Source organism: Alteromonas sp. G5_S2_22_S1, assembly GCF_054968525.1.
The window spans coordinates 1-11675 of the sequence record NZ_JBQKUJ010000033.1; the positions used below are offsets into that span (position 1 = coordinate 1).

At 46.7% G+C, this 11675-nt stretch carries 8 protein-coding genes and 1 pseudogene; 2 read left to right on the forward strand and 7 right to left on the reverse strand.

Annotated elements, in window-relative coordinates; genetic code table 11:
- On the reverse strand, positions 1-1050 hold a 1050-nt coding region (locus ACTRWF_RS19400), incomplete at its 3' end, for a DUF4158 domain-containing protein (RefSeq protein ID WP_462586379.1).
- Positions 1051-1268: 218 nt separating this feature from the next.
- Here ACTRWF_RS19400 and ACTRWF_RS19405 point away from each other — a divergent pair.
- A complete protein-coding gene (locus ACTRWF_RS19405; RefSeq protein ID WP_287149488.1) occupies positions 1269-2291 on the forward strand; it encodes a LacI family DNA-binding transcriptional regulator in 1023 nt (340 codons plus the stop codon).
- Positions 2292-2446: 155 nt separating this feature from the next.
- Here ACTRWF_RS19405 and ACTRWF_RS19410 read toward each other — a convergent pair whose 3' ends face one another.
- From ACTRWF_RS19410 to ACTRWF_RS19430, 5 genes are all read right to left on the reverse strand, one after another.
- Entirely contained in the window at positions 2447-3901 is a 1455-nt protein-coding gene (locus ACTRWF_RS19410) for an aldehyde dehydrogenase family protein (RefSeq protein ID WP_218309929.1), read from the reverse strand.
- 9 nt (positions 3902-3910) lie between these two features.
- The gene (locus ACTRWF_RS19415; protein WP_218309930.1) at positions 3911-5458 is read right to left on the reverse strand and encodes an FAD-dependent oxidoreductase; all 1548 of its coding nucleotides are present in this window, start codon (positions 5456-5458) and stop codon (positions 3911-3913) included.
- A gap of 20 nt (positions 5459-5478) precedes the next feature.
- Positions 5479-5961: a gluconate 2-dehydrogenase subunit 3 family protein gene (locus ACTRWF_RS19420; protein WP_462836077.1), complete on the reverse strand. Its 483-nt coding sequence runs from the start codon at positions 5959-5961 to the stop codon at positions 5479-5481.
- 235 nt (positions 5962-6196) lie between these two features.
- Positions 6197-8104, reverse strand: a complete 1908-nt coding sequence (locus ACTRWF_RS19425) for a sigma-54-dependent Fis family transcriptional regulator (protein ID WP_187447768.1) — start codon at positions 8102-8104, stop codon at positions 6197-6199.
- Between the two features lie 231 nt (positions 8105-8335).
- The gene (locus tag ACTRWF_RS19430) at positions 8336-9226 is read right to left on the reverse strand and encodes a transporter (RefSeq protein ID WP_187447769.1); all 891 of its coding nucleotides are present in this window, start codon (positions 9224-9226) and stop codon (positions 8336-8338) included.
- A 359-nt stretch (positions 9227-9585) separates the two neighbouring features.
- Here ACTRWF_RS19430 and ACTRWF_RS19435 point away from each other — a divergent pair.
- Positions 9586-10434 (forward strand): annotated as a pseudogene (locus ACTRWF_RS19435) (methyl-accepting chemotaxis protein); the annotation flags it as partial.
- 410 nt (positions 10435-10844) lie between these two features.
- On the opposite strand, the gene ACTRWF_RS19440 reads toward ACTRWF_RS19435, so the two are convergent.
- On the reverse strand, positions 10845-11015 hold the full coding sequence (locus ACTRWF_RS19440; RefSeq protein ID WP_187447770.1) for a hypothetical protein: 171 nt from the start codon (positions 11013-11015) through the stop codon (positions 10845-10847).
- Positions 11016-11675 lie beyond the last annotated feature (660 nt).

Sequence of the window (11675 nt, forward strand, 5' to 3'; positions counted from 1 at the left end):
CTGATTGTCATCAATATTCTCGTCAACAAACAGGTGAAGTAGCTCTGCCGCTTTCGTGACATTGTCCGCAGCTGACTGCCAGGACAGGAACACTGCTTGTTGTGCAAAGGCGTTGGCGGCTTCCTGTTGTTTTCGGATATGGTAAACAAACCCATCCGTCAGGCGCTCCAGTGCAAGTTGCATGCGCTCTGTCAGATGACACAGTAACCACAGGTGCTGCTGTGAGCGTTTGAAGCGCCGCACTTTACTGCCGTAGTAATCAATAAGGCCGCTGAAGTGTTGTCGATTTTTTAGCGACAGATTGAGCCTGTCCACAACGTCATTTATTTGCGTGTTCCATGGTGCTAACCGGTGGTAAATGGCGAGCTCTTTTTTAAGCTCAGGCACGGTCAGACTTTTGGCACCACCCCTGAGATGGCTCAGACTCAGCCCGTCGTCTTTAGTAGTGATTATGTTGTCCAGAAAGACGTTAAGTTCATTACTGGTAAGTTGATTCAGTTGGAGCGTCAGGTCTTTTCTGACCTGTTGCATTGTGCGGCTTATCAGTCTTTGAAGCACGGAGTACTTAGGAATGGCAATGTTATGGCTGGCAAGGTATTCAATGGCCGCATCAAAGAGGTGTCGAGGCTCCAGCCAGGCATGACCAATGTAAACCAGGTGGTGGCACAGAGCATTGAGGTGCTGTTTTTCATTCCACTTATTGTAATTAAGTAGACGCAGTATCCTTGAGTAAATACGGTCACGCTGCATTTTACTGACACTGAAAGGCTTGATCCCTTTACCTCTTTGAATTTGGGAGGCAATAAACTGCATGTCGATACTGATATCACGGAAACTCGGAGCAATGATCACTGGCTTAGATTTAAAATAGCCCAGAAGCGCCACGAAATAACAACGATGTTTAGTAAGCCTGATAGTACGGCATTCGGCCTGTTCTACATCGTTTAGCGAAAAATACAAACGTTGTTCCTCAATAGAAAACTGAGGTGCTGAATACAAGTCTCGTTGTTCTGCCTGAGTCAGAATCGAGAGTTCATTACTAATTGCCATGATGAATAAACGCCAATATGATTGATGGTGTTTATATAAGATGGCAGAATATTGGAAGGTAACCCACCGCCACAGACCATATAATATAATACCTGTAGCGTTCTATGTTACTTTAGAGGGGAAAATCCCTAGAACCCCTGAACAGGTGTGGTTGCTTCTTGTGTAAATTGACACAATTGTGTCAATATTCTGGAGTGATTATTGAGGTGTAGAATGGTATGAAAGAGAGGAAAAACAGCACTATTCATGATGTGGCGAGAGTGGCCGGTGTTTCGATTAAGACAGTTTCCAGAGTAATCAATAAAGATCTAACCGTGCGCAGTAGCAATCGGGAAAAGGTTGAAAGTGCTATTCGCCAAACTGGTTATCAACCTGATCTGAATGCCCGGCGATTAAGAACTCAACAATCTTATCTTATAGCACTACTCTACGCAGTACATGATTCCAATTCATACTCCTCCCGTCTTACTTATGGTGCGGTTAGCGCCTGTGATGAAGCTGGTTATGATTTATTGGTTCGTCCGTGTGACTTTGTAAACTATAATGATATATCAGCTATTGTTGAGCATATTGCGAATCGTTCGAATCCCGATGGCTATATTATTGCGCCGCCATTAAGCAATGATCCAGACTTAATTAGAACGTTAAAATCACTAGATAAAGGCATTGTCAGGATTGCACCATTAAATATAGATGAAGATGACTGCGTTTACACGATGGAATACGATGGTGCTTTGACGGCGATGCGACACTTGATGAGTGTAGGTCATACTAAAATTGCTTTTATCAATGACCTAAAAGGATATGGAGGTGTATCTCGATTCGAGGGTTACCAACAAGCCCATAAGGAAGCAGGATTAGAAATTGAACCATCATTAGTGAAGACCCTAGAGGGCACTGACAGTGAGTATGAGATGGCAGTAAGGCAGTTACTAAATAATGAAAACTGTCCTACAGCCGTTTTTTGCTCTACAGATTATCTGGCAATGTTGATATACCGGGTTGCTAATCAATTGCACCTGAAAATTCCTTACGACCTATCGGTCATAGGCTTTGACGACGATCCTAATTCGCGAAATATATGGCCACCATTGAGTACTATTCGTCAACCGGTTGTTAATCTTGGGCGTGCGGCAGCAGAAAAGCTTATTTATTCCTTAATACAAAAGCAGCATGTTAACCACAAACAGGATTTGGCGTGTGAGTTAATAATGCGGAGTTCCTGTGCGCCTAATTTGTAATTGTTTGAGCGTCACTAATAAGTAGTTTGGTTGAATAATCTTTTGGGTTTAGGGTAAACGGTTTTCTTTACTTACCATAGGTGTAGAAACCAAAAGTGAGTCGATAAAAAATGCCAGTCAGCTTAACTGACTGGCATTTTTTATTAGCGAAATAATCAGAACGGGTACTGAATTCCCTGGTTCATTACGCTTATCCATTTACTGTGGGTAAACTCATCAAGGTTTACCGGACCGCCAATACGGCCAGCATCCCCTGAGTCTTTTAACCCGCCAAACGGAATGTGATACTCATTGTTTACCGTTTGATCATTCACATGCACCATACCGGCTTCTATCAGCCCGGCCAGGTATTCGCCTTTGGCACTGTCTGCGGTATGAATGGAGGCAGATAATCCCAGCGACGTCGCATTGGCCAGCGCAATGGCTTCCTGCTCAGTGCTAAAGGTTACAATGGGGGCAACCGGGCCAAATATTTCCTGCTGAAATACCGGCATATCCGGTGTTACGTTAGTCAGTACGGTTGGGCGCACTAATCGGCCCTCAACCGTGCCGCCGGCAATCACTTTGGCGCCCATTGCCACAGACTCATCAATCAGAGCCTCAACCTTATCGGCCTGGGTCTGGTTAATTAACGGGCCAAGATGGCATTGTTCGGTAAACGGGTTTCCGGCATACAGGTTATTAGCGCGTTCAGCCAGTGCCGAGGCGTAGGCTTCGGCCACGTCCTTGTGGACAATATGACGCCCGGATTGCATGCATATCTGCCCCTGATGGAGGAACGCACCCCAGGCAGCACAGGATGACGCTGAAGCGATATCTGCATCGGCCAGCACGATAAAGGCATTGTTACCGCCCAGTTCCAGCGATGTTTTCTTGAATGTTGCGGCGCAATGCTTCGCGATTGAGCGGCCCACCGCAGTGGATCCGGTAAACGCGATCATGCCGGTATCCGGATGCTCAACCACGGCCTGACCTGGTTCGGCACCACCCGGCAATAAACCCAGCACATGGTCAGGTAAACCCGCCTCGCGCATCAGTTGCTGAATAATCACCCCGCCGGTAAAAAAGCTCTGCGGATCGGGTTTCAGCACTACACTGTTGCCCATGGCAAGGGCCGGTAATACCGCTCGTAATGAGAGTAACAATGGAAAGTTCCACGGTGCGATAACGCCAACTACGCCTACCGGAATGCGCACACGCATGTTTTTGCGCCCCGGCATCGCCGATGGGTATATTTCGCCATTGGGTGCCTGGGTCTGACTGGCGGCCATATAGGTTTGTTCTACACAAGCCTGTAATTCCCATTCGCTTTTAGGCCGGATAGAGCCGCATTCTCTGGCATTCCAGGCATGAATAAGTTCGGCATTGGCTTCGAGTGCCTGCGCAAATCGGCGCAGGATACCAGCGCGGGTTTCAAAGGTGGTGGCAGCCCAGTCCGGCTGTGCCTGCTTACAACGGCTGATGACATCGCCTGCTTCGGCGGCAGTGGCAGCATTAATACTGCCGAAAACGGTGCCGGTGGCAGGTTCGACAATGTCGAACGCAGCACCGGAGAAGCCAGATGTGTAGTCGAGGGAAAAGTCACTCTGGCTGATGTCTTGATAATTCATGCTAATACCTTAACTTGGATTCGTTTGGTTGATGTGATCGGCAATGTAACTGGCCAGCGCATAAACCGTTTCAGACGGGTTATAACCAATTGATGTGGGAAGCAGACTGGCATCTACCACATACAGCTTCTTAATGTCGTGGGTTTCACCATAGGGGTTAACCACGGTTTTGGTTTTGTCGGCCCCCATCCGGCAGGTGCCCTGTGGATGGAACGACGTGTAGCGATAACGCGCCGGTTCATTTTCAAGGGCATCAATAACGCTGTCGATGTCGTCCACGGAATTGATCCGCTGTTTATCTGACGTCGGCAGGTACAGGTATTTGGCACCGGCTGCAAACAGAATGCGCGCATTATCCTTCAGGCCTTTCTTCATGGCTTCAAAGTCTTCATCGTCTACCTGATAGCGAATTTCCTTGTAGCCGTTTTCCAGCGTTACTTCACCCACGTTTTTATCGTGGATCAGGGTAATCAGCCGCGTGGAGTTAGGGTAGTTCTGCATGTAGCGCACGTAGGGTTTACCCGTTCCTGGCTCCGCCATAAATGAGGCTTCTACGGGATCCTGAACTGCATTGAGTTGGATCCAGCCTCCATCATCCGGCAGGGTATGGCTGTCGTCGAACAGGCTGTGTGTAGCGCCGTGGAAATCATTCAGCTGTTTGTCGAACATTGCGGTAACGGAAAGTGACGGGTGGCAGGCGAAGTTTTTACCCACCTGACCACTGGAGTTTGCCAGCCCGGATTGTTGTAACAGCAGCGGCGAGCCTGTAGGCCCTGCAGCCAGCACCACTATAGGCGCATTGACCTTCATGCGGGTTTTTACCTTGCCAGTTTTCGGATCGACAACTTCAGCATTTACACCACTGGCAGCACCGTTGACGGTGTTAATTTTGGTTACCCGGGTATCGGCATAAATAACGGCGCCGTGATTACATGCCCAGGGCAGGTAAGTCACCATCATCGATTGTTTACGGTCAGTTTTGCAGCCAGCAAAGCAAAAGCCGGTCATGGCGCAATCACGTATATTGCGTCGGGCCAGGCCCAGCGGAATATCCAGCTTCTGCATACCTTTTTTAATGTACTCGGCACCCACGCTGGTTTCGTGACCTTTCACTTCGGTGATCCCGAGTTTTTTTTCGACTTTTTCAAAGTACGGCAACATGACATCGGGTGTGAGGTTCGTCAGGCCATATTCTTTACCCCATTTATTCAGGTAGTAATCCGGAGTACGGAAACACAGTGCGGCGTTGACCACGGTAGAGCCACCCACACAGCGACCCTGCAATACAGTAATATCGCCATCGGTGTTACTTTGTGCACCTTCACCTTCATACAGGGTGGCCATGGAAACGGCCATCATTTCGGTGAATTTTTCTGATGGTACATAAGGGCCAGCCTCCAGCACGATTACTTTTTTACCGGCTTTGGCCAGTTCGTAGGCATTGATCCCGCCACCCGCGCCAGATCCAATAATGACCACGTCGGCGTCAAGGTCGAGTTGGGCTGCAGTGATATCGGCAGCGGTTTTTACGTTTAACTGATTTTGAGTTGTAGACATCGTTATACTCCTACCGATATTTAAGCTTGTGGCTCGGGTGTAACACCGCGCTTTTTAAGTCCCCATTTTTCCGATACCGGACCGTCATAACCTAACGGTGCCCAGGTGTTCGGAATAGCCCAGTAAGCCAGCACAGTGAGCTTTTTAATCCCCATCGCTAAAGCACGATGCGGCGCTACATCTGAGTCTGCCCAGGCATCCACAAAGGCAGTTGCGTCGGCGTCGGATAGCTTGGTAAAAGGCTTGCCGTAGGCTTTTTCGGCGCTTTGATTAAAGTAATGAATACCCTGATTAAGCCCTTTACGGATATGCGGTGGCATGCCTGCCAGCAAGGCGCCTTCAATGGTCGGGATAACCGGTAACGTGGCCGGATTCACCAGGGTAGTGCCCTCGGTAGGTAAGGCGATAGCAAGCATTTTCTTAAATACGGCCTGCTCGGTTGCATCCATTTTGTTTTCGTCGGTCAGAATGCCTGCCATGACCTGCATAGACGAACAGCTCATGACGGTTGCGGTGATGGCGGTTGCCAGTTTTAAGAACTGCCTGCGTTGATTATTAATATGTGACATTGGATTGCCCTTTATCGTTGTGTTATAGCGATTACAACTACGTACAGCATGGTTACGCAGGGAGTGTGCCAAAAGTTAATTAAAAGTTAATTTGTTGATATTTATTTGGTTTTTTGAAAAGTGGTTTGGCAGTGTTTCATTTTGAAACACTGCCAGGCAGGTGCCAGTCTCAGTTTAATGCACTGTCAGAACGTTCTTTGGCCAGTTTGCGGTATAACGTGGCCCGGGAGATGCCCAGGGTCTTCGCTGCCTGGCTCATATTGCCGCTGCAATCCTCAACCACCTGATTGATCAGTTCCTGACTGGCCTGATCCAGTAAGCGTCCTGATCCCATTGGCTGGGCAGATGTCGAAATGGCGGGCTGAGATACGCAGGTCTGACAGGTTTGATACTCGTCGGGAAGCTCATCCATTTGAATGAGGGTAGTCTCATCACCAATGGCATCGGCATACAGCAACACATTGCGCAATTCGCGGATGTTGCCAGGCCAGTTATAACACTGAATAAAGCGTTTAACTTCGGCACTCAGGCTTTGTTTATGCTGGCAGTCGGCGTTAACAATAGTGGCAGCAATGGCCAGTTTATCATCCCGTTCCCGCAAGGGTTTAATGGGAATGGCAAAGCCTTTTAAACGAAAGTACAAATCCTGCCTAAAACGGCCTTCATCAATGGCTTGTTCAAGGTTGACATTCGTTGCACAGATAAGCTGAAAATCGACTTTATGTTCCTTTGATGATCCTAACGGACTCACCTCGCGGGTTTCCAGCACCCGTAACAAACGGCTTTGGAGGGCGAGAGGCATATCGCCGATTTCATCCAAAAACAAGGTACCTTTGTCGGCTTCGGCAATACGCCCTTTAAAACCATTTTTATCGGCACCGGTAAACGCACCGGCCTGATACCCAAACAGTTCGCTTTCGATGAGGTTTTCTGGAATCGACGCGCAGTTAATAGAGATAAACTTTCCACGACACTGACTGGCATCGTGCAGGTGACGGGCGGTAACTTCTTTACCAACGCCGGATTCACCATAAAGCATAACGGGTAAACGGTTGAGCACTCTGGCGCCGCGTTGTACCGACTTTGTCAGCTGTTCATCGCCGAAGGTCGTCTGTGATTCAGGCTTAATTTCTACAGTGGCCGGGTAATTAAACTGACTGGTATGCTTTACGGGGGCGTCCTGAGGCGTTCTGATTATTCTTGAGGCCAGGGTGACGCCCGAGTGGAGGGTTAAATAAAACGGTTCGCCATTTGCCGCGCGTTTGCTGGTGACTAACTGAAAATCGGAACTGAATAAGCCGTCGAACCAGGTATCAAAAAAGCGCCGCTGGTCTGAAATAAAGGTTGAAGCGGCTTCGTTACAGCCAACCATCTTTCCTTCCGGCGTAATCGCCAGCAGCAGATTAGTGATATCACCGAATTGCCCGGAAGAGGGAATAATCTCGATAACATAGGTATCGCTAAGATTCAGGATCAGCGATTTCTGGATATTTCTGGCGCAGGTCTCAAGCATGTAAAACACGGCCATATCGTTAATGGAGTGTTCGTTGGTGATGTCCAGAGAAGCGCATAAACGGCCCATATGGTCAAAAACCGGTGCCGCCGCACAGTGAAAAGTGTTGTGTTGCTCTTTGTAATGTTCGCCGCCAAATACGCGGCTGAACTTTTTACTGTTTACTGCGCAGGACATGGCCGTTGTACCTACCACGTTCTCATTCAGCATGATGCCGTCTTTAAAGGCCTGGGCGATGCGCGAGTTACTTAGACGATTAGCCTGGCGAACCTGCAATGCATTACAATCCTGATCAGTTAACAAGACCGACCAGCCGGCACCTGCAACAGCCCTGAACAGCTGCTCGACATGGCGGTTTGAAACCGTAAGCAGCTCTTCATTCTGGTATTTAAGCTGGTCCAGAAGATCAGGCCTAATAAAACTGTATTCGAGTTTGCCTGACATGGGGAGGGTTTGGTCTGCACAGCGAAGCCACGACTCCCGAATGGCACTGGGTAGCATGCTGGCTACCTGAACATCTCCTTCAATAAAACGCTGACGGATTACACTTAATTCATTGCTCATTACTTCGACCTTTTGGGGTTTGCTGTGCTAACACATAGCGAAAACAACCGTAATTTCTGGTAATCGAAAAATAAAGCTTCAGTCTAGCATGAATTGTAAAATATTTGTAATATGTTTTATATGTGAATATTTGTTCGCTATATGAATTTGGTAGAGGGGTTGCCAAGTAAAAGCAGGATGTACTTATCAATGCTATGCACACCCTGTACTCTGAGGGAGACTATTTCAAGTTTAAAACACTTTTACAAAACGCAGATTAATGCGATCGGTTTCAAAAAAGCCATTTTCTACCGAAATACTGCGGCCATACTGAGCTTGCACCTGTAAATCTGGTTGTAAGAAGTGCTGCAGCGTAACCTGCCAGCGGTTATTGTTCAGCTCGTCCTGCTGCTCAACTTCGGACACTTGAGATTCTGCACCGAAGTCGTGGTAATAGTTTACTGAGGCGGTGGTGGTATCAGAAATATGGTAGTTCAGATGCACCTGATAACCGTATTGATCGTCCTGTTTACGGGTGATCCCTGATGCGCCAAAATCGTCATTATCGCCAAAGAAGGTGTATTCACCCACCAGATGAAGGGAAAACTGCTCGCTGATTGGCGTAATAAAGGCCGCCTGGGTAATAAACTTAGTGCGGTTTTCGCCTAGATTCACTGGACCTTTTTCAGTGTCGTAACTACCTAAAGGTACTGAAACCAGCCCTGTTACGCCAACTGCTTGTTTGGTGTCCGGGTTATTATACAGCCAGATAGTGGCCCCTAGTATAGGGTCTCCAATGCCTGATGCTTCGATTTCTGCGCCGCCAGCATTAAGTTTGAGTTGTCCAAACGGTAGGATCACCTGAGGATCGATAATAAAACCGCCCAGTTCAATGTAGTGCACCCAACGCAACAGGCCAATGTCGGCACTTAACGTCGGGCCGTTTTCAACCTGCTGGCCATTAACGTAGAACTCATCGTTTTCAAATGACTGAAGGTACAAAATGCCCAGGTCGATGCCCGCTGGAAGTGGCGCGTAGTCACCCGGATCGGTAGCTACCTGAGCTGCCTGAGCGGTAGAAGTTAATGCCGCACATGACAGGCTTAGTGACAGCAAAGCTGGTTTTAACCGTGTGTTTTTCATCTAGTTATCCTTATAAAAGTTAACGCATTACGTCATATTTGTTATTGCATTTAACATTCCATAAACAAAAACCGTATTTCAAAACAATCATTTAGCCTTGTTATGTTAATAAAATTACATATCGGAGTGTTTTAAAAAACTACACCAGGTGTTATGTGATTCTCAAAATGAAACACTTTGCGGTAGCGACTATTCGTGTCAAATCCTTTTACCTGCTGGTAAATCGCGTACCGCGTGGAGTCCGGCTATTTTCTCGGTGTTTGTAAATGCGGTGTTAATTTTGCATTCTCTCAGCACTCCATTCACGCCGGCGATTTTTACGGTGAATGGACCTTTAACAAGCAGTAGGAGCGAATGTCGTGGAAAAGGCAGATAAGTTAAACCTGCAGGTAAAGCAGATTAAAATAAAACAATACGGATTTGGAATGCTGGCACTCTCAATGTGGTGGCTGGCTACAGGCATACCATTTTATTCCGGATCTGTTTCATTAAGTTTGTTGGCTAGCATTATTGCAACCGGGAGCAGTATTTATGTCATGCTCCTGGGTCGTCGGTTCCCGAAATCTGAAGTGTTTACCATATATCAGGAAGTCGAAGTTGAACCGCCAGCAAACGAGCCACAGACGTTATGTCAGCAACTACCTTCTAATGATCAGGAAAATGCCGTTCAGGATAAACAGAGAGAAGAGACTGTAATTGAGCAGCTGTGCCCGGAAATCGCCAAAGCCTCAGCCATATTATCAGAGATTCTGCTGGGTATGGAAAAAGCCAGGGAATTAGCGGGCTACTCCGGCAAAAAAGTGAATGAGAGTTTCGAGTATACAAAGAATTGTCAAACGGCGAGTGAATATTTGGCCGAGCACATTGTAACGGTAAAAAATGTGTTTATTCAGCTTACCCATCAATCTGACAAAATAGCGGTTATTGTCGGGCAGATTCAGGATATTGCTAAACAAACTAATTTACTGGCTTTGAACGCGTCAATTGAGGCCGCCCGAGCAGGCGAGCATGGCAGAGGGTTTGCAGTCGTTGCCAATGAAGTGCGAGAGCTGGCAAATAGCGCTAATACGTCCAGTGAAGAGATAGGAGCAATTGTTAAGCAGTTAAAGGAAACGTCTGCCGATGCTGGTAATGGTATGGAGGCCGCGGTCGTCGCCAGTGAAGACAGCTTAAATCAATCTACCCTTGCACTTGAGGCCATGGTGGAGATCACCCAGGGTGCAAAGGAAAGAACGGCGGTCGTCGGTGAGATTTATCAAAAATTACTTTTGCAGCAGTCAACGTTAAACACGTTGTCACTACTTTTAGAGCGCGGGGATGTTTGCAACTTAGTGGTGTCGGAGCAATCTCAGCTTTACTTAAGATAGGCGAGCAATGTTAAGCCCAATGATCATAAGTAAATTGAGCTGAAATTATTAAAATTGAGACGTTCCGTAAAGATAAAAAACCGACTCTCGTCAATTTGTGTTCAGATCTAAAATTAGTACCAAAGGATGGTTTATCCCAGAATCATTGTCCGGAATGCCGGAATGCCGGAATGCCGGAATGCCGGAATGCCGGAATGCCGGAATGCCGGAATGCACCTTACATATTGTAACGAACTATATGAATCTCACACTTAAAGCGTAACGATTACGTCATCGAACGGAATCACGAATTTATCTTCCTCCTCATGTCGTAAAGACACTAAATTGCGCAGTAAAACTTCAATCTGCTCGGCCCTAATATTCGAGTCTAGAGCCAGTTCATACTCTGTAATTTGTACTGCGTCATTTTCTAAAAACGGCATTCCATAGGCCCTCTTAGTAAAGACTCTTATTCTAATGGATCGCTAGCTTTACAATACTGTACGCATGGCCAGAAACGCAGCTAGCAACAAATAGCTCTGCTAATATTTGAGGAATGATTTGATGTCTTCTAACTGCTGAAACTGATCGGAATGCCCTGCAGTTATTCCTTGGCTTTAATGCTGCCCCTGTTCGCATTCATTGCCGAGAGTTAGTGGATTTTGCAATACATATTAGCTCATTTGCCTGAGCCATATATGTTGACGCTCACAAAAAATAAATTGCGCGAACAACTTCACACGAGAATTCAAAACAAGATTAAAGTATAAATATTTAAAATCATGATATTAAGATGCCATTCGTTCGTGCGTAGTGTAATTGTAGTCACAAAAGAACGGTTTTGTGACAATGGGGGTTACATCAACAAACGCTTCGCACACATTATTAATCACAATAACTTAACTCTTTCTTCTTAGTCTAAGCAGCATAGTAATATAAAAGGTGGAAGTGTTAAATTGTAAAAGCTGAAACCATTTCTATAGAAAAGGACTAGACGCTAGTTCTTTCTCAAAAAACTGAGTCCTTCAGTTGGCTCTAAACCAAGCGCCTCGCAATATTGCACATACTCATATACATTTAGCTTACGTTGAAATGTTTCAACT